20 protein-coding genes are annotated in these 23,299 nt (G+C 48.0%); 16 read left to right on the top strand and 4 right to left on the bottom strand.

Features of this window, described 5'->3' with window-relative positions; translation table 11 throughout:
• Positions 1–26 precede the first annotated feature (26 nt).
• The 7 genes from Pan54_RS03865 to Pan54_RS03895 all read left to right on the top strand — a co-directional run bounded on the left by Pan54_RS03865 (position 27) and on the right by Pan54_RS03895 (position 8,753).
• The gene (locus Pan54_RS03865; RefSeq protein ID WP_146502252.1) at positions 27–356 is read left to right on the top strand and encodes a hypothetical protein; all 330 of its coding nucleotides are present in this window, start codon (positions 27–29) and stop codon (positions 354–356) included.
• Positions 357–702: 346 nt separating this feature from the next.
• Positions 703–1,719, top strand: a complete 1,017-nt coding sequence (locus tag Pan54_RS03870; RefSeq protein ID WP_146502253.1) for an ATP-grasp domain-containing protein — start codon at positions 703–705, stop codon at positions 1,717–1,719.
• 60 nt (positions 1,720–1,779) lie between these two features.
• Complete coding sequence (locus tag Pan54_RS03875; RefSeq protein WP_146502254.1) at positions 1,780–3,918, top strand: site-2 protease family protein; 2,139 nt, start codon at positions 1,780–1,782, stop codon at positions 3,916–3,918.
• Between the two features lie 113 nt (positions 3,919–4,031).
• Positions 4,032–5,624, top strand: coding sequence for an NAD(P)/FAD-dependent oxidoreductase (locus tag Pan54_RS03880; RefSeq protein WP_146502255.1), 1,593 nt, complete (start codon positions 4,032–4,034; stop codon positions 5,622–5,624).
• Between the two features lie 98 nt (positions 5,625–5,722).
• The gene (locus Pan54_RS03885) at positions 5,723–7,039 is read left to right on the top strand and encodes a serine/threonine protein kinase (protein WP_146502256.1); all 1,317 of its coding nucleotides are present in this window, start codon (positions 5,723–5,725) and stop codon (positions 7,037–7,039) included.
• Between the two features lie 62 nt (positions 7,040–7,101).
• The gene (locus tag Pan54_RS03890) at positions 7,102–7,818 is read left to right on the top strand and encodes a hypothetical protein (protein WP_146502257.1); all 717 of its coding nucleotides are present in this window, start codon (positions 7,102–7,104) and stop codon (positions 7,816–7,818) included.
• Between the two features lie 89 nt (positions 7,819–7,907).
• Positions 7,908–8,753 carry a sugar phosphate isomerase/epimerase family protein gene (locus Pan54_RS03895; RefSeq protein ID WP_146502258.1) on the top strand — a complete coding sequence of 282 codons (846 nt, stop codon included), beginning with the start codon at positions 7,908–7,910 and terminating at the stop codon, positions 8,751–8,753.
• Between the two features lie 56 nt (positions 8,754–8,809).
• Here the strand turns inward: Pan54_RS03895 and Pan54_RS03900 are convergent, their stop codons facing one another.
• Positions 8,810–9,460 carry a tetratricopeptide repeat protein gene (locus Pan54_RS03900; RefSeq protein WP_146502259.1) on the bottom strand — a complete coding sequence of 217 codons (651 nt, stop codon included), beginning with the start codon at positions 9,458–9,460 and terminating at the stop codon, positions 8,810–8,812.
• Positions 9,461–10,262: 802 nt separating this feature from the next.
• On the opposite strand from Pan54_RS03900, the gene Pan54_RS03905 reads away from it, so the two are divergent.
• The 3 genes from Pan54_RS03905 to Pan54_RS03915 all read left to right on the top strand — a co-directional run bounded on the left by Pan54_RS03905 (position 10,263) and on the right by Pan54_RS03915 (position 14,220).
• Positions 10,263–11,840, top strand: coding sequence for a S41 family peptidase (locus tag Pan54_RS03905; RefSeq protein ID WP_242631211.1), 1,578 nt, complete (start codon positions 10,263–10,265; stop codon positions 11,838–11,840).
• 29 nt (positions 11,841–11,869) lie between these two features.
• Entirely contained in the window at positions 11,870–12,760 is an 891-nt protein-coding gene (locus Pan54_RS03910) for a hypothetical protein (protein ID WP_146502261.1), read from the top strand.
• A 107-nt stretch (positions 12,761–12,867) separates the two neighbouring features.
• Entirely contained in the window at positions 12,868–14,220 is a 1,353-nt protein-coding gene (locus Pan54_RS03915) for an enolase C-terminal domain-like protein (protein ID WP_146502262.1), read from the top strand.
• A gap of 429 nt (positions 14,221–14,649) precedes the next feature.
• Here Pan54_RS03915 and Pan54_RS03920 read toward each other — a convergent pair whose 3' ends face one another.
• Entirely contained in the window at positions 14,650–15,147 is a 498-nt protein-coding gene (locus Pan54_RS03920) for a DinB family protein (RefSeq protein WP_146502263.1), read from the bottom strand.
• A 48-nt stretch (positions 15,148–15,195) separates the two neighbouring features.
• Positions 15,196–16,401 carry an AI-2E family transporter gene (locus Pan54_RS03925; RefSeq protein ID WP_165441568.1) on the bottom strand — a complete coding sequence of 402 codons (1,206 nt, stop codon included), beginning with the start codon at positions 16,399–16,401 and terminating at the stop codon, positions 15,196–15,198.
• 546 nt (positions 16,402–16,947) lie between these two features.
• On the opposite strand from Pan54_RS03925, the gene Pan54_RS03930 reads away from it, so the two are divergent.
• The 6 genes from Pan54_RS03930 (at position 16,948) to Pan54_RS03955 (ending at position 22,823) form a co-directional block, all read left to right on the top strand.
• Positions 16,948–17,526 carry an ACT domain-containing protein gene (locus Pan54_RS03930; RefSeq protein ID WP_146502265.1) on the top strand — a complete coding sequence of 193 codons (579 nt, stop codon included), beginning with the start codon at positions 16,948–16,950 and terminating at the stop codon, positions 17,524–17,526.
• 24 nt (positions 17,527–17,550) lie between these two features.
• Positions 17,551–18,312 (top strand): ComF family protein, encoded by a 762-nt coding sequence (locus Pan54_RS03935; RefSeq protein ID WP_146502266.1) that lies wholly within the window; start codon positions 17,551–17,553, stop codon positions 18,310–18,312.
• 401 nt (positions 18,313–18,713) lie between these two features.
• Entirely contained in the window at positions 18,714–20,102 is a 1,389-nt protein-coding gene (locus tag Pan54_RS03940) for a trypsin-like peptidase domain-containing protein (RefSeq protein WP_146502267.1), read from the top strand.
• 283 nt (positions 20,103–20,385) lie between these two features.
• Positions 20,386–21,354, top strand: a complete 969-nt coding sequence (locus Pan54_RS03945) for a 2-hydroxyacid dehydrogenase (RefSeq protein WP_146502268.1) — start codon at positions 20,386–20,388, stop codon at positions 21,352–21,354.
• Positions 21,355–21,477: 123 nt separating this feature from the next.
• Entirely contained in the window at positions 21,478–21,888 is a 411-nt protein-coding gene (locus tag Pan54_RS03950; RefSeq protein ID WP_146502269.1) for a hypothetical protein, read from the top strand.
• A 65-nt stretch (positions 21,889–21,953) separates the two neighbouring features.
• Positions 21,954–22,823, top strand: a complete 870-nt coding sequence (locus tag Pan54_RS03955; protein WP_146502270.1) for an NAD(+)/NADH kinase — start codon at positions 21,954–21,956, stop codon at positions 22,821–22,823.
• 12 nt (positions 22,824–22,835) lie between these two features.
• Here Pan54_RS03955 and Pan54_RS03960 read toward each other — a convergent pair whose 3' ends face one another.
• A complete protein-coding gene (locus tag Pan54_RS03960; RefSeq protein WP_146502271.1) occupies positions 22,836–23,237 on the bottom strand; it encodes a carboxypeptidase-like regulatory domain-containing protein in 402 nt (133 codons plus the stop codon).
• Positions 23,238–23,299: the final 62 nt, after the last annotated feature.

A 23,299-nucleotide genomic window follows, 5' to 3' on the forward strand; every position in this document is an offset into this window, starting at 1 on the left:
TTTAAAAAATCTAAGGAACTCTAATTATGCTACGCGCATTGTTGAATGACGAAAGCGGTTTCATTGTATCCGCTGAACTCGTACTGATCGCGACCATTCTGGTCATCGGACTGATTGTCGGCTTGAGCTCAATCCAACACGCTGTTGTCGCTGAATTGAACGACGTTGGCGATGCCATCGGTTCTGCTAACCAGTCATACTGGTACAGCGGATTCTCTGCTGAAAAAAGCTTCGGTCGTGGTCTGAAGGCTTATACACGCGGTTCTGCTTTCCAGGACACTATCGACGACTGTGACGATGATCAGTGCGACATCGCTTGCGATGTTCCTGTCAACGAAGGTCCAAAGCGTCGCTAAGATCAACAGATGACTTGAAGCTTGAATCACCAGTTTCAAGTTGATGATGAAAATTAAAAGCCGGTAGATTACATTTGGTAATCTGCCGGTTTTTTGTGTTCTGGGGTCGGTAGACATATTTCGTATGATCACTAAATTCCTGCAAATTATTGCATTCGTTCTTCTGGAGAAAATCCTGCTCCATTGAATACAGAGTGACCGATAATCTTTGTGGTATTTGAATTCTCCCCTGCATTCAGTACCAACAACATCGACAGACCCGCTGAGTTTAAGGTCAAATACGCCGCCATCGCTCCCCCTCAAAGCGATGGCGGCGTTGTTTTTTGGGTAGAACATCGAAGCTGATATGCAAAGCATTTTGATTTCTGAATTTATCTGTAGTGGAGCACTCACAGGGATTTCACTTCCGGAATCACTGGCCCGGGAAGGTCTGGGTATGTTGCGGGCCGTTTGTGCTGATGCGGTCAACTCATCAAAATTCAAAGTGTATACGACGATTGATCATCGATTGAAATTGAATATTTCGGAAGTGCACTGTACAGAAGTTTTCTCTGAAGATGATGAGTGGCTGCAGTTTCAGAAACTGGCAAAACTTTGCGATCTTACTCTCGTGATCGCACCCGAGTTCAACAAGATTCTGCTGGATCGTGTGCAATGGTTGGTCGACAACAATTGTCGCCATTGTTTATCGGATCCACATTTTATTGAACGGACTTCGAATAAACTGGAATTTGCAAACTGGGCAGTTCCTGAAGACATTCCTACTCCACGCACGCTGAGGATTGATCTTCATGAGATCTCACTGAAGCATGAACATGCCATGGGTTTTCATTATCCATTGATCATAAAACCTCAGTGGGGAGCGGGTGCGATGGCAACTGCACTGCTATTGAGTGATGAAGATTTCAGTCAGTTCCGTAATGAGAACCTTCAATCGGAATATGGTCCATTTCTCATTCAACCGTATTACGAGGGAATTCCGCTTTCACTCTCGTGCATCAGGAATCCTGCCAATCAGTCAATCACCTGGACACCTCTTGGCCGGCAGGAGTTCAATGGTTTGAGATATCTGGGCGGGACGATTTCCTTCGCGTGTGAAGTTGAAAAATCAGCATTCGATATTTCGGAAAAGGTTGTCAGACAGCACCCCGGCTTGAATGGTTGGATAGGCTTTGACTTCCTTTTCTGCCATGATCGAGATGAACCAATGGTTTTATTGGAAGTCAATCCCCGATTGACGACGAGCTATCTGGGCTATCGACAATTGACGCAATCGAATCTGGCCGCAATCATGTTAGGATGTGAGAGCGATTCTCCCATTGAGTGGTCGAATCAGCCCATTCAATTTCGACTCGAATCCTGAGGCTGCAATTCAGGTGTTCGGAATTCCTGATAACCGATTAACCTTAAACTTTATTCATCGATGTCTTATCAGGTACGTAGTGATCTTGAAATCTTTCGGCTCGAAGGTGAGCCTGTGCCATCCTGGGTGGTGCGGGATCCCCTTTCGGGCGCGTGCTACCGCTTTGGAGCCGAAGAACATTTTCTGCTGGAATCTCTCCAGACCGAATCGACTCTCACAGAGATAATCACTCAATTTCGCAGGAAATTTTCCGGGCGAATGCTTTCTCGCGGAGAGCTTCTGGAAATTCTGGGAAGTTGGATTCGGCAGAATCTGGTGTTGACCGATCAGCCTGCTCCTGAGTCTCCGCAATCAAATGTCTTTGGCGTTCTTGCTCGCTCGAATCCTCTTGTGATTCGCTTTCGAGGCTGGAACCCTCAGAAATTTCTTGAGGCGACAGAATTCTGGGTTCGTCCTTTTTTCTCGTGGACATTTTTATTGGCCTCATCGCTACTTATATGCTGGGCCTTTCTAATTGCGATGCAATCCTTCGGTAAAATTGGAATGGAGCTGAGCGAACTTCCTTTACTCTTCGAGCCCAGGCATTGGCTATTGGCGATTGGAATACTGAGTCTGACTAAAGTTTTCCATGAGTTGGGTCATGCCTACAGTTGTCGGCGATTTGGTGGTTCGTGCACCGAAATGGGAGTCATGTTTCTGGCATTTATTCCTTGCCTGTATTGTAATGTGACCGATGCCTGGACCTTCCCCCGCCGCTCTCAGCGAATAGCCGTCAGTGCGGCCGGAATATTAGTTGATCTGTGGTTCGCCTCGGCTGCTTTTCTCCTCTGGTCGATTAGTCAACCAGGTTTGTTTCATTCTCTCTGCTTACTGGTTGCCATCGCTGGATCTGTCAATTCGCTGCTGCTCAATGGCAATCCACTCATGAGATATGACGGTTATTTCTTACTGAGTGATCTAACTGGAATTGCGAATTTACGAGCAGAAGCGATGCAGCAGTCGCGCAGAGTGTTGTGGCGATTTCTGTTCGGACCGGACATTTTACAACGTCCCCAACGATTTTCAGCGACTTTAGCCAGCTACGGCTTTGCGGCCAGTCTCTACTTATGGCTTGTGATTGGATTGATATTGATGGGCGTTTACCTGGCGTTGAAACCTTGGGGATTGCAATCGCTCAGTTTGATCTTGGCCGTTATGGTTGTTCCTGCCACTGTTTTATCGGGAGTAATGACATTGCAAAATCAGGCTCAGCGAGAGCGTAAACTGCGTCGTGGAAGTTTGGGACGTAAATTACTGGCCGGGGGATCTCTGGCGTTGATGTTTCTGTTTCTTCTCTGGTATCCCTTTCCTCGCTGGATTTCATCAACTGGCTGTGTCCGTCCAGTTCAAAGCCAAATCATTATTGCTCCCGAAACAGGAATATTGATCCGTACGATTGCTGAAAAACAATTGGTCCACTCTGGAGATGTTGTACTGAAAATGTCGCAGCGAGATCTTGATCAGCGAATTGCAGTCCTGGAGACCAGTCAAAAGAAGCTGGACTCTCGTGAACAGGCGATACGACGGATGCAGACGCAAGTCTCTGATGCGTCGGCTGCACTCTCGCTGACGCAGGAATTGCAACTCGCCACGCAGGAGCAAATCAATCAGGCACTCTCGAAACAGGACGAATTTTCAATTGCATCTCAACTCGAAGGGATTTGTTTGAGGGCTTCAGTAAATCCTATGCAGCAACCGTATCAATTTGATAATCCACTTGATTCCCGAAATCTGGGACTGGCAGTTACAGTCGGTCAACCTCTGGCAATGATTGCCGCTACCGAGAACTCCGAAATACTGGTCAGTATTCCAGAGTATTGGGCCAGAGAAATCCAGACGGGCCGGCAAGTTGCAGTGTATGTTCCTGAATTATGTGGCCATTATTTAACCGGTCGAATTACACAAATTGCCACGTCAGCTCAGAGAAGCCGGGACTCGGTATCTGACTTTCCTGAATATGCTACGTTGAGTCAATTTCGAAAATCGGAACCGGGAGTCAATTCTCAATCGGAACTATTTGCTGTTGTCTCACTCGATCAGACTCCTGATTTTCCACTGAATTATTTTCAGATTGCCCCCGTCAGAATCGAAGTCACATCCGCTTCGCTCGTCACCCGTATCTCCGACTTTCTCAACCGCACGTTTACTGGTGTTTACTGAACATTTGGCTGAGTCTATTACAATTCTCAGTTCTTCAATACTTCCCGGGGAAACTTTCCTGAGAATTCACTGCAGGCTTTTCTTTCAGGTTTTGATGAGTATTATCGCCGGTTATGAAATTACGTCTGACAAATGTGGAATTGCCGGTTCTGGAAGGCGAAGAGGCTCTGCCAGAGCAGATTTGCGCTCGCTTGAATATTCCGGATTCGGATTTGGGACCCTGGCGGATTCTTCGGAAAAGTCTGGATGCACGGAATCGTTACAGCCTGCAGTTTGTGTATTCGGTTGCCGTTGAACTCAAGAGTGATCAGGTTCCCGAAAAACTGATTCAGCTGCCGGGGGTTGCAGCTTTTGAGCCGAAGGATTTCGATGATCCTCCACCCGGGAATCAGTCACTGGAGAATCGTCCAGTTGTTGTCGGTTCGGGACCGGCTGGCCTGCTGGCGGCTTATTATCTGGCGAAACGTGGCTATCGTCCGTTGGTTGTCGAACGTGGACAGCCTGTCAAAGAACGTGTGCCTGCCATTCGGGATTTTGATCGTGGTGGAAAATTTCAGGAGCAGAATAATTATCTCTTCGGAGAAGGAGGAGCAGGCTGTTTCAGTGATGGTAAGTTGACCTGCAGAATGACGGGGGCTGATGTCGACTGGGTTCTGGAATCCTTTGTCGATTGCGGGGGGCGGGATTCAATTCTCTACGAACAGCGACCCCATTTGGGGAGCAATAAATTACCGATGATCTGTCGGAATTTTCGCCGCAAGATTGAAGCTGCGGGGGGAGAGTATCTGTTTGATTGTTGCGTCGAGGGTTTGATTGTTCGTGATGGGCAAATCGTCGGGCTGCAAACTTCTTCCGGAGAAATCGCGACGCATCATGTCATTCTTGGCATCGGGCATAGTGCACGTGATACTTACGAGATGCTGCATGAACTTGGTGTGCCGATGATTCAGAAGCCGTTCCAGTTGGGGCTGAGAATCGAACAATCTCAGGAGCAGATTAATGCCCACAAATATGGTCATTCCGAATACGAACAGATTTTGGGAGCAGCGGACTACACGATCGTGGCAAAAGGGCAGAGGGATCTGTATTCCTTCTGTATGTGTGCAGGGGGATTTGTCATCCCATCCGTCTCTGAACCGGGCATGTTCTGCACGAATGGGATGAGTCGTTCCCGCCACGATACGCCGTATGCGAACAGCGGATTGATGGTGACACTCGAACCTCATGAATTTGGCAGTCCTCATCCGCTGGCAGGGATGGAATTGCAGCGTAAGTTTGAACGAATCGCTTATGAATTGGGGCGAGCCGATTACCTATGTCCGATTCAATCGGCTGAAAGTTTTCTGAATCCTGGTTCGTCTTCAACATCACTTCCCTCTTCTTATGAACGCGGCGTTGTGCTGGCGGATTTACATGCGGTGTTGCCGGATGCAGTATCGAAGGCGATTGAGATCGGTTTACCACTGATGGATCAGAAATGGCGGGGTGATTTTTTGAAGAACGCGACTCTGGTTGGACCAGAAATGCGGGGGAGTGCACCAGTGCGTATCGATCGTGACTTAAAATCGCGGCAAACTCAAGGATTTCAAGGCCTGTATCCTGTCGGAGAGGGAGCCGGCTACGCCGGGGGAATCATTACCGCAGCAGTGGATGGGTTACGGTCTGCGCGGGAAATCGTTCGTGAATTTGCTGCAATCGGCCATTAGGATCAAAATCACGACTTGTTCTTGATGGTTTCAAGTGCAAAAATATATTGGGTGAACGCGAACGTATACAGAGAACTCAGCAGACTGTCACGAAAATCATGTCTAAATCCAGTTTATGGGTCTGGCCGTTTGAACTGATTGAAAAAATCGGTGAAGGCGGAATGGGTGTTGTCTATCGGGCAAGGTACGTCAAAGACGACCGCATGTTTGCAGTCAAACTGATTCCCGAAGAAATTACAAATCCGACTCTTCTGGCTCGATTTGAACGTGAAATTCAAGTCCTCAAAAAATTGCGCCATCCGAATATTGTCCGCGCTTTCGGAGGTGTCTGCGAGGATAAACAACGCTTTTACGCAATGGAACTTGTCGAAGGCGGAACTCTCTGGGACAAAATTCAGAAAGCTGGCTATCTCGACTGGCAGAAAATTACCGATTATGGCCAGCAGATGTGTGCAGCTCTGGCATATGCCCACAACCAGAAAATAGTTCATCGGGATATCAAGCCAAATAATTTTCTGATCACTAAAGCCGGACAGATTAAGCTGAGTGATTTCGGTCTGGTTAGCGTGATGTCAGAAGCCAAATTAACGGCTGATGGGCGGACCATGGGCACTGTCCAGTATATGTCTCCCGAGCAGATTCGTGGAAAACCTCCGCTGACTCAAGCAAGTGACTTATATTCCCTTGGCTGTGTCTTTTATGAAATGCTCACAGGACAGCCACCATTTACTGGCGAGAGTCCTGGTCAGATTCTTCATGCCCATTTGACCGAGCCGGTTCAGCCGATTTCAAAAGTCAATCGGGAATGTCCGGCTTCTCTGGAGCGATTGGTGCTTCAGCTTCTGGAAAAAGATATTCAACATCGTCCCGGCTCTGCCATGGAAGTGGCAGAGGAGCTTTCACGAATTCGAATTTCCCCCCAACTCGTCGATACTAAGTTATCATCTGGGTCAGGAACGAAAGTCGCAGCGAAGCTGGATAATTTTGAAGCCAGTAAAGAATTGAAGTCGACTTACCGGATCTTCGAACAATCACTGAAGGTTTTTTGGATCGCTCTGTGTGCCTCGATTATACTCTTGGCTGCTGTCTGGGCGGTCTCTTTGTTTCAGTCTGATCCGGGAACGGATCTGTGGATTGAAGCTTTGCAATCTGCACCGAACGAAGATGTTCAAATCGCAGCGGCTCATTCCCTGGCGCGATTATCTGAAGGCGACAGTAGCCTGCTGGACTATCTGATTGAAACCGCTGAGAACGAAAACGCAACTCCGGCATCTCGAGCAGCCTCACTGGAAGCATTGTCCACTCAACCGAAGCAGACTAATCAGTATCGTTCAAGAATCAATAAACTCGCTAAATCCGATCCCAACCAAAATATTCGATTGGCTGCGATTGAATGCCTCAAAGTGCTTGAGTGAGTTGAGTCAGCACGATGAGCCTGGATGAACCTTACAATTTTAAATCCTCAGGATGATACGTTTTGAATTTTTTCGCTCACGGAATTGCGTTTCTCGATAATCCTTATTTTGTTGCAGGGACCGCAACTCCAGATTGGCTCAGCGTGGCAGATCGTCCCGTCCGTATTCGGGCACGGTTGATCGATCGTTATAACGAAGATCAAAATCGCGCATCCCCAATTGCCATTGCGACCACGGAAGAAACTTCGTTTATCAGCGGAGCCCGGCAGCACCTGATGGACGATGACTGGTTTCATAATCAGCGGGCGTTTCTTGAAATCAGTATGCAATTGGGAAAAATGTTTCGGGAAGCCCTGGGGCCGGATGATAATTTTCGGGCAGGCTTTTTAGGACATATCGTGACCGAAATGCTGCTCGATCGCGTACTGATCGAGCAGCGTCCTCAACTTCTGGATCGCTATTACGAATCGCTGGCGGAACTGGATTACGATTTTGTTCAGGAAACGGTCTGCAAAATTGCCACGCGCCCGACCGATCGTCTCTCCGCTTTGCTGCCGCGATTTGTCCAGGAGGGGTTTCTGTATGACTATCTCAATGAAAAGAAACTTCTGTTTCGCTTGAATCAAGTGATGAGACGCGTCAAACTTCCTATGTTATCTGACGATTTCGAGAATGTGCTCGCTCGGTCCTATCGCATCGTTGAACAACGACATCGCGAAATGCTGCCAGTGCACGTCCTCGGTACACTCGATACCAATTCTCCTGGTGAGTCTGTCTGACTTAGATTGCATCTTCTTTGTGAAGTTGGTCTCAGGGGATTCTCATTTGATTCCACGCAATTATTCAATCTAACGCTGAGGACGACACCATGAAATATGGCATGAATCTACTCCTGTGGACTGCCGGAGTGACCGAAGACCATTTCTCTCTGCTCGATGATATCAAGAGCTGGGGCTACGATGGCGTTGAACTGCCGATGTTCGATTTCGATCTGGGCATGAACCAGAAAATTGGTGAGAAGCTGAAATCAACAGGACTGGGAGCGACGGCGGTTACAGTTTGCACGCCCGAAGAAAATCCGATCTCACCCGATGCTGCGATTCGTCAGGCTGGACTGGAAAGACTCAAACGGGCGATTGATGCCTGTCAGGCTGCTGGTGCAGAAAAACTTTGCGGGCCGATTCACTCTGCTCTGGGAGAATTTACCGGTTCTGGACGAACGGAAGACGAATGGAAATGGGCTCAGGAAATTCTAACTCAAGCAGCAGATCATGCGAAACAGGCTGACGTGACTCTGGTCTGCGAGTACCTGAACCGATTTGAATGTTACTTCCTGAACTGTGCAGAAGATTGCTCGCGCTTCACACGTGAAGTCAATCATCCGAATCTCAAAATGATGTACGACACCTTCCATGCAAACATCGAAGAAAAATCAATCACTGGTGCTGTCGAAGCCTGTCAGGACCAAATGGTCCATGTGCACATTTCCGAGAATGATCGTTCCACTCCCGGAGAAGGGGGCGTGAACTGGGACGAATCATTCGCGGCTTTGAAGAAGGTCAATTACGACGGCTGGTTCGTCATCGAAGCCTTCGGCCTGGCTTTGCCGGAACTGGCAGCCGCGACTCGCATCTGGCGTCGCATGTATCCCAGCGAAGAACATCTGGCCAAAGAAGGCCTCGCCTTCATGAAGAGCCGCTGGGAAAATAGCTAAAGACGAGACAGATGTAGGTTGGGTTACTACGCGTTCTGCTAACCCAACCTACTGACTTATTGTGTCTTTTTCTGAGATGTCGATTTCCAACCCGAGGAAGACCAATCGAATTCCGGCTTCGATTCCCGCCAGGTCACGATCTTGGGAGATGCTGTTTTCGCTTCAGTCTCCGTATTGAACAGAAACTCTGGGGCAGTCTCAGAATTTTCAGTCGTCGCAATCACTTCAGCGGAGACTGGGATAATGTCCGCGACTGGGAATTTATTTTCAGTTTCAGGACTCTTTTGAGCAACAGGTGTTTTTGCTGTCAGTGTGAAGGGTGCAGAAGCGTCTTCCCCAACAATTCGTGCAGGAGTCATTGCAGTTGCGAGTTCGACCGATCTTTTTTGTTCTGGTAAATTTACATCCGCAGTCATCAAGGCTGGTTTGGATGTGAGTGCCAAAATTCGTTGATCCGCAAGTTTAGCATCTTCTGAATAAGGATATGCTTTTTTCAGGTCTTCGTAGGCGAGCCGAGCGCGGTCTTTTTCCCCTTGCTTCTCAAGGCCTTCTGCCTTAAGCAGCATTTGTTTCATGGATGGAGTCGCTGTAATTTCGGTCGAGCGCGAGGACGACACGAATGAATGAGAATTTGTGGTCGCACAACCCATCGCCAGTGGTAACAGGAACATGCCTGACAGGAATGAGATTTTTAGCGGATTGGGCATTGATCAACTGCCTTGAACGTAAATAGGTCGGAACCAGTTCGTTCCGTGCAAAACGGACTCTCTACGAATTAAATCGACTTTAACGATCAGGCAGATTGAGTCGAATTTAGCAGTTTTGTAATCACTGCCAGGAAAACAGATGTACATTCACTAAGTACGGCTGGTTGTGAACTCCTGTTTGTCTTCATTAATGGCATTTAAACGCAAGCAGCCGGTTGGACATAATGTCCTTCTGGCTTTGGAAGACAGATAATAGTCTCTTTATTGGTTAATTGTATTCGCTACCCCGTTGTCATTTATCCCAGGCGAGCCGGTTAGCTTTGCCGGAAAAGTTTTGCAGGCTTCCCTATATTCCGCATGAATCAGAACCCGATTCTTTAATGATATTCGCTCTATTCGATAACGAATCAGAAATACATTGCCGCGATAGGGGTTATTCGGCTGAAATCCCTCTGGAAAAAATTGACCGTTCCATTATCGTGACGTATGCTTAGGTCAACAGTGATGTTGTTTGGAGTCAACAGCAGCGCTGCAAAATTACAATCATCGTCGCCCACGCTTGTGGGCTAATTGAGAATGGAATTCTCGCAACGATTTGAAACTGGAATGGAAAATCGATTCGAAGCGATGCTTCAATCGTGTGTCCCTTTTCAATTCGTTTATTGTTGTTGCCATTGTTGGCGAAAACCTCAGGAGGAATCACAAGCGGCGACTTGCAGCTACTTACAGGGGGAAATGCTGCATGTCCTGGTTCAGGAAATCTTGTTTATTGTGTAGTGGCGTACTTGGTACGGCGCTCGTTTTGTCTCAAGTCTTAGTCGTGACCGGTGCACCCGGTTCCGAGACTGTCAGCGATGAGGTTCGCCAGGCAGTTGTCAGCGGAGCAGAATTCGAACGATCTCGCAAATGGTCTGATGCCATCGTGCATTACCGCGATGCGTTGGAAGTCTGGCCAGAAAATGAAGAGCTGCAATACGGTCTTCGTCGCGCCAAATTCCATATGCAGATTGATCGTCGTTATGCAGATGCCAGCTACGACAAATCATTGCTCAAATTGTCAGAACGGGAAGCCACCGAACTGCTCGATGAAGTGCTGTATAAAATCCACAGTCACTATGTCGAATCACTTTCGTCGACTTTCTTCATTGCTCACGGCACCGAGAGTGTTTATCTCGCACTAAACAACGAAGCGTTTCTTGACAATCATCAGATCTTCAATACCGATCAGCCCGGGTTGAAACAGGCTCGACGGATGTTATTCGAAGAGTACTGGAACAAACCTGTGTCTGGACCCGATGCCGGTCGCAAAATTGTACTTGATGTCGCGAATCGTCTTGAACGCGATCTCGGTATCTCGAAGGTCTCTGTGATTCTCGAATACGTCTTCGGTGGCTGCAATGCCCTCGATGATTACAGCAGCTACCTCACTCCAACTAAACTGGCTGACCTGTATAATAATATTGAAGGCGAATTCGTTGGCCTCGGAATCGAAATGAAATCCGAAGCCGGCAAGGGAATTCACCTCATCGAAATTCTTCCAGAAAGCCCGGCAGAAGCTGGCGGCTTGGCGGGGGGCGACTATATCACTCATATCGATGGAATTGATGTTCTCGACAAACCAACTGATGAATCAGCTGGACTGATCACCGGTAAAAGTGGCAGCCGAGTTCATCTGAACTGGATTACAGAAGATGGTCAACGTCGTGAAGGATCTTTTACACGACGAGCCGTCAAAGTGAAGAGTGTACCGATTGCGAAGATTATTGATCAACAAAACGGAATTGGATATCTGCGACTGTCAGGTTTCCAACGAACAACAGCTGAAGAGTTCGATGCAGCTCTCAATCAGTTGAATCGTCAGGGAATGACTTCACTGATCTGGGATGTTCGCGGAAATCCTGGTGGATTACTCACTGCCGCTGTCGAAGTCCTCGATCGTCTGATTGATCACGGCGTTCTCGTCTCGACCAAGGGGCGGACTTCGGATCAGAACTGGAAATACTCGGCTCACTCAGCCAGCACCTGGAAACTGCCAATCGTATTACTGATTGACGAAAACAGTGCTTCTGCGAGTGAAATTGTAGCCGGAGCGATTCGGGATCATAACCGAGGCATGATTGTGGGACGAAAGTCTTATGGAAAATGGTCGGTGCAGAGTATCTTCCCAGTCAGTCAGAATTGTGGTTTGCGATTGACGACTGCGAAGTTCTACTCGCCAAACGGTCACAATCACAGTAAGATTGGCATCGAGCCGGACGTTGTGGTTCCGCGTGAGAGTCAGGAATATCTTCGAGTGACTGAGAAATCGTTGGCAACAGATGCTGACGTCCTCAAAGCGATCGAAATGTTGCAGGAGACCCAGCTGACTCGCAATCCTTAAAACATTCGAGCCGCTGATCTCTGAGCACTATGAAAATTGAAACGCCGACGTGGATGAATCAGGGGGCCGGACAGCCCCCTGATTTACTTTTTTCCTTCCGGGCCGAAGCCGGCATTACGGGCTTCGACAGCATGCGGGAAGCCGAAGATTACGTCGTCGCCGATGAAATCGGCACGCTTTACCGCTTGGATCCCCTCCTGAATGTCAAACTACTGACACGCCTTCAGGAACCCGCCCGTCAACTCTCGTGGAGCGACACCGGCGAATTCGGCTCTGCACTACTTGGGAACAGCACGCTCGTGCGGCTCGATGCGAAACTCAAAGTCATCTGGACAATCGAGATCCCCTTCACTTGCTCAGGAATTGCGATCGATCCGTATGGCATCTTCACATTCGTCGCCTCCTCAGAAGGGGGAGCGATTGTCATTGACGATCTCGGCAAAAAAGCCGCGACCTTCGAAACTATGCGTCCGCTCTCCTACATCCATTTCATGGTAGAAGAACCTGTCGTCATTGCCGCTGCCAGTCATGGCCTGATGGGGGCGTATGCACTCAGCGGAAAAAAAATCTGGGAGAAAACCCTCTGGTCCAATGTCGGTGATCTGGCATTGATTCAGAAGACAGCCAGAATTTGCGTAGCCGCTTCCAACCAGGGTATTCAAGTTTATGATGGCAGTGGTGATTCCGAAGCCTCGCTGATTCTCGAAGGGACCGTCAATAAAATCTCTGTCTCGTATACTGGTAAGCAGGCTTTTGCATCGACCATCGAAAAGCATGTCTACCGGCTCGATGAAGACGGTGAATTAAAATGGGCAGCGACTTCGGATGTTGCAGTCACCCGAGTGGACTCGCACCCAATCGAACCGGTCGGCTTGTTTGTATTCGAAGACCGAACGATACTACGAGCACAATGGTATTAACCTGTAGGGTGCGTCTAGACGCACCTTGCTCGACTTATCTTAGATGTCTCCCCTACCAAAACAGTACTGCACAACGAAATTGACAACTATCCTGAAAGACTTTAATAATGTCCAACCCCAACGACGCACGAATCTTAAAAGCCGAAGTCACCTTTCAGCCGGTGCCCTTTCGCGCCCCTCTAAAATTTGGCGGAAGAACTGTCACTCAAACAGACTTGATCAACGTGACTGTCGAACTGGAAGGTCGTGACGGAAAGCGAGCGACTGGGCATGGCAGTATGCCGGTCGGTAATGTGTGGGCCTGGCCATCTTCTCATGTCGAGCCGCCCGAAGCACAAACGGCTATGAAAAAACTGGCTGAGGATACGTGTGCAGTTGCGACCAATCTCGAAGAATGGGGACATCCACTCGATTTGATGGAAGTCCTCATCGAGGACTACGACGCGATCGCCGCTCACGTGATGGAAGAATTCTCTCTGCAGGAGCCAATTCCCGTACTGGCTCAACTCGTTGCCAACAGCCCGCTCGATGCAGCTGTACATGATGCGTATGGGCGTCTGCATGAGAAGAGTTCTTACAATGTCCTCTCTTCAGAGTACATGAATCACGATTTGTCGCACTATCTTGGCAAAGGGTTCGAGGGCGAATATCTCGATCAATACACGAGTCGGGAACCGAAAGCGACGATGCCACTTTACCATCTCGTGGGAGCCGTCGATCCTCTGACTGATACAGATATTCCCAAACGAATCGATGATGGACTCCCGGAAACGTTATCCGAGTGGATTCTGGCTGATGGTTTAACGCACTTGAAAATCAAGCTGAATGGAGACGATCTGCAATGGGATATCGATCGCGTCGTTGCGATTGATGCGATCGCGACGGAAGCACAGAAAAAGCGAGGTTGTACAGAATGGTTCTACTCACTCGATTTCAACGAGAAGTGTAAAGACGTCGATTACGTTCTTAATTTTCTGGATGGAGTGCGAGCGAAAGCCCCAGAAGCTTTTGATCGAGCACAATATATCGAGCAGCCGACACACCGGGATTTGCACAAACATCCGGAAAACAAAATGCACCGGGCTGCTGCGATCAAGCCCGTTGTGATCGATGAATCGCTTGTGAGTCTGGAATCGCTTTATGCAGCTGAAGAACTTGGCTACACTGGCGTCGCCTTCAAAGCCTGCAAAGGTCAAACCGAAACCTTGTTGCTAGCCGCTGCCGCTCAAAAGAAGGGGATGTTTTTGTGTGTGCAGGATTTGACCTGCCCCGGCTACAGCTTTCTACACTCAGCGACTTTAGCGGCAAGAATTCCGGGGATAGCCGCCATTGAAGGAAACGGCCGACAATACTGCCCGGCCCCAAATGCGGAATGGGCTCCTAAATTTCCGGGGATGTTTAATATTACAGATGGCACGGTCAAAACTGCGGAATTGAATGGAATAGGTTTAGGATTCTGAGTAATCAATCAACTGGGTGCCCGCAGCACTCCGGCCCCAGCCACTCAGGTATAAAATGTGGCTTTCCGCTTTCCGTCTTCGGCTTTCCAGATTCGGTGTCCCCTCAATCGTTCGGCTTTCGCTGTAAGAGTATGAGACATAACTGAATGTCAAAACAAAAAAACTTTTCAATACGAAAGCGAGCAGGACGATGAACACTCTTACAAGCACAACGGGAATGAAATTGGTTAAAGAAGTCAGCAAATTGCGATCTGCCAAGCAAGCTCCTCAGGGACGCTGCTGCAGCTCATGCCGATCTTGTCGCAGCTGTCGCTCATGCCGTAGCTGTAACAGCTGCCGTTCATGTCGCGGTGGCGGTTGCCGCTAAATTAATCGAGACAAACATCTGTCTTGAAAAGCCGGAAGGACATTACGTCCAACCGGCTTTTTTTACATCATATTATCATCTGCGGATGGGCCGTACATTCCCGGAACCGGGATGTTGTTGACTCGATAGTAAACCGTCATGATGCCACGGTGGTGAATAATATGATTGATGACCCAAGTTCGTATCACGGCTAACTTCGGCAGAGTGAAAATTTCCTGGCCATTGTAGAGAAATCGCCAGTTTTTCATCATGGTCTGGTCATCCACATTTTCCAGTGCTTCACGAGCCTCGGCTACATTCTTGTCGAATGTTTTCAAATAGGCTTCCCGGGAATGAGTGATCTCGGGTTTCTCGGCTTTACCTTCGTCCCATTCGTCTTGATGAATCGTAGCCATCGTCCAGCCAGGGATATCAGAAAGATGATGTGCCAGCCAGCCGATGGTGTTCGACTTTTCGTGAATTTTCCAGTCGAGTTTGTCATCGGGAACGAGTTCGAGAATTTTGCGAGTGCTCGCCATTTCCTGATCAAATTCCGGCAACAGCATTTGACCGATAGTCATGTTCTTTCTCCTGATTTTCCGCATTATGAATGATGATTGAGCCATCGATTAAGAGGGAGTCTGTTTACTAACGGCTGGGATTTTCACGTTTGATTTATTGTTTTCTTTCTGGTGCCTGGTCAATTCGGTCAATTCTTCATTGAAAATTCGAATGATCGCATAGAGACAGCAGGCGATGACAGGAGCGATAAAGACTCCCCACAACCCCATCACTTGTAACCCGCCAAGTACACTGACAAAAGCTAGCAGCGGATGCAATTTCGCATCGGAATGCAGCACGTAGGCTCGAATAAAATTATCGAGCATTCCAACAAAGGCGAAGCCGTAAATGGCTAAGAGTAGCGCCCAGCCCCAGTCTCCGTCATAAGCCAGATAAATGGCACAGGGAACCCAGACCAGCCAGGTTCCTGCCAGAGGGATGATTGCTGCAAAAGTGCCTACGATGGTGAACAGGAAGAAGTGATTGAACCCAAGAAACCAGAGAGCAACCGATGTTGCCAACCCTTGAGCGACTGCTGCAAGCAATGTCGCCGTGACAACGGCTCGGATGGCCTTTCCGAATTCTTCGAATAAGGTTTTCTGATGCAAGGCATTCACCGGAATCAGTTCGATGGCATGTTCAATCAGGACGGGGCCTTCAAAGAAGAAATAGTAGAGTGCAATTATAAACGTGAGCAGGCTCATCAGTGTCCAGCCAAATTTGCCAATGATATCGACGGTTGTAAATGCGGTCCCAGGACTGATCGTTGTGATGGCAACTCGCTTGATGGCATTTTGCGTACTCAGACGCAATTCTTCTGCACGTTCCTGCAGCATTTTTGTGCGAAGCTGAGCAATTTCCTCTTCAGTCAATTGTTGACCATCACTGGTAGTGATTGGAAAAAAATTTTCCAGCTGAATTGCAATCGTTTCGTAGATTTCTCCTTCTTTCACGGCAGCGATCGCTTTTTTAACAGAATCATCGCTTAAAATTCGCTCAGCGACATCAAACATCTGCAAGGCACCGATGGTCACACCGATGAATATTGGAATCACAATAGCCGCCACCAATGCTGCAGTGGATAACCCTGCGGCAACTCTCGGGCGATTTTTTGTCCGCGTTAAGAAATATTTATAAACCGGGTTGGCAATTAATGCGACAACTGCTGCCAGAAATAATGGCAAAAGGAACGGGATGATTATGCGTATAAAAGTAAATCCCAGTGCGGTGAGTAATAACAATAATATTGCCAGCGAAACATAACGTGTTAACACGATGACTAACTTTCCATGGAAAATCTGGGAATCAAAAGGATTTTCTTGAAAATTCAATTCAATAGGGATGGTTCCCTATCTAACTCAAGAAGTTATAACAGGTTAAGTGTATTTCCTAACAGGCTCATACTCTGAAGAAATCGCCAGAGAGTCAGATTATTACACCTGGATTCGCATTAATTTGAACGATGCGAGGAAGTGTTCTCGTTAATGGGAAGGTGTATGACCACATGTCCCGGAAAGAAAGATATTGACGGTCTTCGATGAGTTGTTAACGTGGTATCAAATTCTTAATTCACGAAAAGTCGGAATACTGATGACGAAAACGGGAATTCATTCGTTCTCAGGTGAGAAGTTACAGGTGAATCGCTGCTCTTTTGTGAATGGATCCTGTTGGATTTCTTAATTGATGATCCGTTTCGCAATGAAAATAAATACGTCCGCGACAAGTTCGTATTTGCTCAGAAGAGTGGAATTATAAAGGATTCGGTACAGAATTTGCCAATTCGGTGTCTGTATCAATAGGCCGAAGTTATGGAGACTCTCATGGGTGTCAGCTATTTTATTACAATCACCTCACAGAATCATTCAGGTGTATTAACAGCGATTACGACTGCACTGGGAGAACTGGGAGGTGACATGCATCATGCCTCACAGTCAATTGTGCATGGCCTTTTCACCATGACAATCGCTGCCAAGTTCCCTGACCATCGATCGATTCAAGTTATTCAAGAACATCTGCTCCAGGTCGGACGGAATTACAAAATGGCGGTGCTGATCCGGGAACTTCACGAAGACGAAGCCGACATCATTTCCACAGATTCCACATATTATTTAACTGTGAATGGTCAGGATGCACCAGGGGTCGTACGAGTTGTCAGTGGTATGCTGGCACAGATGTTGATCACAATTGAGTCACTTTCTGCCCGCCCCGAATCCGTTAACACCTTTTCGATGGTCATGCGGCTGGCGATTCCTCAATCGGCTGATTTACAGGAATTAGTGGACGAACTCGATATGTTCAGCACCCTGAATAGTTTGAATGTTAACCTGTTAACTGAAGAGGATTATTTTCGTACAGAACTTCCGGCCGATGTGACATTGCATAATGTCCTCAAGGGGTAATCGGATCGTGACACGGGATCACTCATGTCGAAATTATTACAGACCGCTCGCCGATCCTCATCCGCTCTATGTGAGTTTATTTTTCCGGCTCAATGCTGTCTGTGTGGAACTTCGTTGGCATCAGATACGGAATTCAACGAAATAGTTCTTTGTTGTTTGACTTGTCTGGAAAACTTCCCAGACGCGATCGAACATTCCTGCAGCAGATGCGGAGCAGAAGTCGGAGCGTATGTCGATACTTCTAAAGGTTGTAATTATTGCAAATCCGATTCGTTTTCATTTGCCTCTGTGATTGCCTACGGAACTTATGAATCGGAATTAAAGCAATTTTGCCAGCTCAGTAAGCGACCTGAGCATCAGGATGTAACCTGGTTAGTTGGTGAACGCCTTTGGCAATCACGAAGAGACATGCTCAGTCAGCTACAGGTTGACTGCCTCGTCACAGTACCCATGCACTGGACCAATCGCCTGGTTCGAAGAATCCATCCCAATGAAACACTGGCGAAATGTCTCTCAAAACGACTCAACGTACCGTACTTTCGGAGAGGTCTCGTGCAGCGCATTCGCACGAAGCATCAATCGTCTCTAAGGCCGTCTCTTCGTCGTAAGAATATTCGCGACGCGTATCGGGCATCTGCCTCAAGTAAACTGCGAGCGAAAAACATATTGCTGGTGGATGACATACTCACCACGGGTGCAACCGCACATGCATGTGCCAGGCTCTTATTGGCTGCAGGTTGTGCAGTGGTTCATGTGGCCGTTGTGGCTCGTGGAATTGGACGATAGGGAGGCAGTTCTGTATTTTCAGGAGTTTTCGCAGTCCCGTCTGTTTTCACTAAGAACTTCACTCAAAACGATGTGACATGAGATTATTTTCAGGGAGTGCCTGCACAACTTAACCAATTTTACACAGGAAGCGACTGGGTAAACTTTGCGTCATGAAACCCGGTTGTTCAAGCAGCACAATCGCAGATGCCGATTCTGGCTATCAGGTTGTGACGTTAAGTGTATTTGCCCACTGAAGGATCGGACTGGGTGCACTTGTCTCTAATTGTAATTGCCTGAGGGAATTTTCTGACCGTCTGAAGACGGTGATGAAAAAATTATGGCATTGCGATTGGCCCTTCGCTTGGCAAAGAGATCGTCTCAAATAATTCGGCGAAAAGCATCTGAGACAGAAATGACGCATGAAGAACAAATTCCTCGCCATCATGTTGACAGCAGGTTGCCTCTGTCAATTTCTGTCATCCGCCACACTGGATGCCGCTTCGATTCGCGAAACCCCTTTGGTTCGCGCAGTCAAGCGAGCCCAGACAGCCGTGGTCAATATCCACACTGAGAAATCGGCTGAGGAATCGAATTCCGTCTTTGGAACCACCAATCGTGGTAAAATTAACGGAATGGGTACGGGCATCGTGATTGATGAACGTGGCTATCTGGTGACCAATAATCACGTGATTGCCGGCGTCGATTCTCTGGAAGTTTCTCTCTACGATGGGAGTCGCTATTCCGCTCATGTGGTCACTTTTGATCGTGAACATGATCTGGCAATTATCAAAGTCGATGGCAATCCTAAACTCGATGTTATGGAAATAGGAACCTCTTCCGACCTGATGCTCGGCGAAACTGTTATCGCTGTCGGAAACGCTTTCGGTTATGTGCACACGGTGACCTCTGGAATCATCAGTTCTCTTTCACGAGATGTTGAAGTCAACGAAGAACAGCAATATAAAAATCTGATTCAAACCGATGCCAGCATCAATCCGGGAAACAGTGGTGGCCCATTGTTGAATCTCGATGGAGAAGTCATCGGCATCAATGTCGCAATTCGAGCCGGTGCTCAAAGAATTGGTTTTGCAATTCCCATTGATGATGCTCGCGAACTGATCGCCAAACTGATGAGCGTTGAAGTGCTCGATAAAATGTATCACGGCTTGACGACTCGCTGTGTTCACAACGGCGGCGGTCATGAGTTGATTGTCGATCGTGTCAAATCGGGCAGTCCCGCAGACAAAGCGGGGCTGAAACCTGGTGATGTGATTGTGCGAATGGGAACTGTTGGAATTAACGATGGTGTCGACCTGGAACGTTCTCTGCTGGGTGTACAATCAACCGATTCTGTTCCCGTGATTGTCGTTCGTGACGAAACCGAACAACAACTTTCACTGACTCTCGAACGTCTTCAGAAAGGTCAGTTCTTACACGGAGTCGAAACACCTCAAAATCAAACGGAACCCGTCGTTTACAGTCAGGCAGGTGCCTGGGATGTTCTTGGGTTGAAACTGGTCGAACTGGCTGAAACCAGTAAGAATCGAGTTTCTCCCCGATATCGTGGTGGTATGCAGGTGACGAATGTTCGCCCTGGATCACCTGCAGCCAGCAATGGAATCAAACGTGGCGATATCCTCGTCGGCCTGCACGTCTGGGAAACTGTCAATGAAGAGAATATCTCTTATGTCCTCGATCATCCTCAACTGGAAACCTTCAGCCCCCTGAAGTTCTTCATTTTGCGAAATGGGGAAACACTTTACGGACACCTGAGCCTGAAGAACATTCCCAAAACTGCCAGTCGATAATTGATACGACATTAAAATACTCAAAGCCGGTTTTTACCGGCTTTTTTTATTGACTTGCAAAGGTTCACTGAACATTTCTGATCAATTACTATTCTTTAGTTGAGCATGTAGGTTGGTTTAGCGGAATGCGTAACCCAACTCATTTTCATTCCATTCGACTCAATCTTTTCACGGTATTTGCTGGGTTGCGCTTCGCTAGCCCAACCTACCTCTGGTTGAGACGGACCTCAGGCGATACACTCCGATTTCAAAATAAAAGTTTATCACCTGAATTGAGAGTGTTATGTCACAACCAAAAGTCTTTGTCACACGGAAAATCGTCCAAGCTGGAATTGATCGACTGCAGAATGAGTTTGATGTCGAGATCTGGGAAGATGCCACTCCCCCTTCCCGAGACGTGCTACTCGAAAAAATCCGTGGCTGCCATGGTGTTTTGACCATGCTGTCCGAAAAAGTCGATGAGGAATTTATTGAAGCCGCTGGAGATCAGCTTAAAGTCATCAGTCAGTATGCCGTCGGCTACAATAATATTGATGTCGAAGCCGCGAAAAAGCGTGGCATAGCCGTGGGAAATACTCCTGGTGTGTTAACGAATGCGACCGCAGACATGGCCTTCGCCTTATTGATTGCTGCGGCTCGACGATTGATAGAAGGTGATCAGTATATTCACAACGGCAAGTGGAAATCCTGGGAGCCTTTGGGGCACATCGGCTGGGATCTCGAAGGGAAAACCGTTGGCATTGTCGGACTCGGTCGCATCGGCGAAACGTTCGCCAAGCGTTGTTATGGCGGTTGGGGTATGAAAGTGCTCTATTCGAGCCGCTCCCCGAAGCCTGAGGCTGAGCAGAAACTATCTGCGGAACGTGTGGAATTCGAAGAGTTGCTCGAACGTTCCGATTTTGTCTCCGTTCATTGTGATATGAACGAAGAAACGAAAGGGATGTTTAACGCCGCAGCTTTCGAGCGGATGAAGAATGACGCAATTTTCATCAATACCGCTCGTGGGGGAATCCATGTGCAACCTGATCTCGTGCAGGCTTTAAAAACCGGACAAATCGGAGCAGCGGGTTTAGATGTGACCGATCCAGAACCCCCCAGCTTAAACGATGAAATCCTGCAACTTTCCAATTGCCTGATCGCCCCGCACATCGGCAGCGCGACAACTTCAACCCGCAATGCAATGGCAGAGATCGCCATTGATAATCTGGCTCTTGGAATTGATGGCAAACCGTTGCGATGCTCAGTGACATAATCAGGAGAGCCAGGAGAATTAATATTTATAAAACATGCGACTCGCCACTAGCCTCAGCAGGGTTATAATAACTGAGTCAACCTGACCCTCAACCTTCAATCCTCAACATTCAACCATCCTTCCATGTCCCAAGATCATCCCGTCATGAAAGAGGCCCGCGTGAAAACCGCCAGCGGTTTCGCGCTGATTTGCCTGGGGATGTTTATTTTTGTTGTTGCATTGACGGTTCTCTGCTCCTATTTATTTTATGTCCCTCCTCAGGCCAATCGTGAACTGGTTGCCGAGTTTTCCGGCAAAGATGATGGTATGACCGGCCCGTTTACGGTTGGTGCTCTCTGGGAATTTCGCTGGGAGCACGATGGCCGCATCAAACGCATCACCTGGTTTCGAGACGATGGCCTCAAAGACATCCTCATGGAAATGCCAGGCAAGCCGATTCGCTATCAGGGCGGAATTAACTATGAAGACGGTGGCGAGTATCGCATTCAAGTGGAAGGAACAGGGAACTGGACAATCAAAGTTTATCAGTTCTAGGTGTCTCTCAATTCAACGGTAGGTTTTGGTTCCCGTATGAGTCTATTTTCTGGTAGACTTTTTGAATGAATACCACCACAACAATCCGAACGATCGTTCTGGCCCGCAGTCCGCATGAGCATGTGCGTCAGGCTTGGGAAAGGTTGCAGCCATGTCTGGCTTCGCGGCCGGAAATCGAAATTGTGGGCGTGGCGATGACCGAAGATGTCGACCATGCACAACTTGATGCTGAGCTGGCCATCGTACTTGGTGGCGATGGTTCGATCCTACGAGCCTGCCGTCAGTTCGGGAATCATCAGATTCCGATTCTGCCAATCAACCTCGGTCGACTCGGATTTCTGGCCGACTTAACGCTGGAAGATCTGCAACGGAATCTCGATCTGGTCGCAAATCGAAAATATGCCATTGCAGAAATGCTGATGTTTGAGGCAACTATTCAACGTGCGGATGGCTCTGAAGAACATCATCTGGGATTGAATGAGCTTGCGGTTCGTGTTGGGAAATCGCCACACATGTTCGATGTCGAGCTGGCTATTAATGGAGAAGCTGTCACGACCTACAGCGGAGATGGCTTGATTATCGCAACACCGATTGGCTCGACTGCGCATAGCCTTTCAGCTGGCGGTCCTATCCTGAAGCAGACAATGCGAGCATTTGTGATAACTCCCATTTGCCCACACACGCTGACGATTCGACCGATTGTCGATCGAGCTGATTGCACCTATCAATTGTCACTTCCTCAAGAAGAGGAAAATGTACTGGCGGTGATTGATGGTCATATTCATCGACCATTCCAGCAGGGAGATTCAATTATCTTTCGTCAGGCCAGCGTGAATTGCCAACTGATCCGCTTTCCCGATCACTCCTATTACGAAACGCTTCACCGAAAACTTGGTTGGGATGGTCAGCTCTCTTACAAGACATATATTGAGTAGTCTGGTATCTGATCAATCAAATGAAAGTTCGATTGGAGATGCATCTGCCTTGACATCAATTTTCATTGTTTTCTCTTTAGGGGGACCGGGAGGACGTTTGGGTGGTGGTCCATCTCCGCCGTCTGCCTCAGCCGGAGCAAACGATTCTGTCATTTTAACAGTGTGCTTGCCAGGAACCGCTCCCTCTCTCCCATCACTGTAGTTGAGCTCAAACTCACCATTTTCATTCGTTGTGCCATAAGAGGGAGCCCCCTCTTTTTCCGGACGGAATTCAAGGATAACTCCCGAAAGGGGTTGTCCTTTTGAAACGACAACTCCACTGACAGTAGTAAGCGTAGGAGCATCGGAACTCCCCTTAGAGCAACCAGTGATGGTCATAAGACTGAGTAACATTAAATATTGAAATTGGCGCATCTGGCTATTTCCCTGGTGTAATCATTAAGAGCTGAAGTGGATGTGAGTAGAAAATGCAGACA

This window comes from Rubinisphaera italica (genome assembly GCF_007859715.1).
GTDB lineage: Bacteria > Planctomycetota > Planctomycetia > Planctomycetales > Planctomycetaceae > Rubinisphaera > Rubinisphaera italica.

Bases quoted from the DNA above. Each gene is read 5' to 3' on its own strand.
- Pan54_RS03940 (WP_146502267.1), top strand. From the start codon at position 18,714: ATGAAGAACAAATTCCTCGCCATCATGTTGACAGCAGGTTGCCTCTGT.
- Pan54_RS03875 (WP_146502254.1), top strand. From the start codon at position 1,780: ATGTCTTATCAGGTACGTAGTGATCTTGAAATCTTTCGGCTCGAAGGT.
- Pan54_RS03910 (WP_146502261.1), top strand. From the start codon at position 11,870: ATGAAAATTGAAACGCCGACGTGGATGAATCAGGGGGCCGGACAGCCC.
- Pan54_RS03865 (WP_146502252.1), top strand. From the start codon at position 27: ATGCTACGCGCATTGTTGAATGACGAAAGCGGTTTCATTGTATCCGCT.
- Pan54_RS03880 (WP_146502255.1), top strand. From the start codon at position 4,032: ATGAAATTACGTCTGACAAATGTGGAATTGCCGGTTCTGGAAGGCGAA.
- Pan54_RS03885 (WP_146502256.1), top strand. From the start codon at position 5,723: ATGTCTAAATCCAGTTTATGGGTCTGGCCGTTTGAACTGATTGAAAAA.
- Pan54_RS03935 (WP_146502266.1), top strand. From the start codon at position 17,551: ATGTCGAAATTATTACAGACCGCTCGCCGATCCTCATCCGCTCTATGT.
- Pan54_RS03950 (WP_146502269.1), top strand. From the start codon at position 21,478: ATGTCCCAAGATCATCCCGTCATGAAAGAGGCCCGCGTGAAAACCGCC.
- Pan54_RS03900 (WP_146502259.1), bottom strand. From the start codon at position 9,460: ATGCCCAATCCGCTAAAAATCTCATTCCTGTCAGGCATGTTCCTGTTA.
- Pan54_RS03870 (WP_146502253.1), top strand. From the start codon at position 703: ATGCAAAGCATTTTGATTTCTGAATTTATCTGTAGTGGAGCACTCACA.
- Pan54_RS03960 (WP_146502271.1), bottom strand. From the start codon at position 23,237: ATGCGCCAATTTCAATATTTAATGTTACTCAGTCTTATGACCATCACT.
- Pan54_RS03930 (WP_146502265.1), top strand. From the start codon at position 16,948: ATGGGTGTCAGCTATTTTATTACAATCACCTCACAGAATCATTCAGGT.
- Pan54_RS03955 (WP_146502270.1), top strand. From the start codon at position 21,954: ATGAATACCACCACAACAATCCGAACGATCGTTCTGGCCCGCAGTCCG.
- Pan54_RS03920 (WP_146502263.1), bottom strand. From the start codon at position 15,147: ATGACTATCGGTCAAATGCTGTTGCCGGAATTTGATCAGGAAATGGCG.
- Pan54_RS03895 (WP_146502258.1), top strand. From the start codon at position 7,908: ATGAAATATGGCATGAATCTACTCCTGTGGACTGCCGGAGTGACCGAA.
- Pan54_RS03945 (WP_146502268.1), top strand. From the start codon at position 20,386: ATGTCACAACCAAAAGTCTTTGTCACACGGAAAATCGTCCAAGCTGGA.
- Pan54_RS03915 (WP_146502262.1), top strand. From the start codon at position 12,868: ATGTCCAACCCCAACGACGCACGAATCTTAAAAGCCGAAGTCACCTTT.